Origin of the sequence: Mesorhizobium sp. M2E.F.Ca.ET.219.01.1.1 (genome assembly GCF_004016445.2) — a bacterium.
In the GTDB taxonomy this organism is placed as follows: domain Bacteria; phylum Pseudomonadota; class Alphaproteobacteria; order Rhizobiales; family Rhizobiaceae; genus Mesorhizobium.
In genome coordinates this window covers 1-332 of sequence record NZ_SADT02000150.1, presented here as the reverse complement: position 1 = coordinate 332, position 332 = coordinate 1, and the positions used below count along the sequence as shown (strand labels likewise).

Annotated in this window: 1 protein-coding gene; it reads right to left on the bottom strand. The window is 64.2% G+C overall.

The features are described from left to right. Positions 1 to 332, bottom strand: a 332-nt coding sequence (locus EN862_RS35310) for an NAD-dependent epimerase/dehydratase family protein (protein ID WP_135913316.1), incomplete at both ends; no start/stop codon positions are given.

Genomic DNA, 332 nt, shown 5'->3' with positions numbered 1-332 from the left:
GTCAGCTTCACCGGATTGTTGTTGCCGATGTTGAAGATGCGCCAGGGCGCGCTGCTGGTCGCCGAATCCGGATGGCTGGAATCCCAGGCCGGGTTGGCCGCGGCGGGGCTGTCGCTGGCGCGGATCACGCCTTCGGCGATGTCCTCGACATAGGTGAAGTCGCGCGTGTGGTTGCCGTTGTTGAACAGCTTGATCGGCTCGCCGGCCAGGATGCTCCTGGTGAACAGGAACACCGCCATGTCCGGGCGACCCCAGGGACCGTACACGGTGAAGAAACGCAGCCCCGTGGGGGGCAGGCCGAACAGATGGCTGTAGCTGAACGACATCAGTTC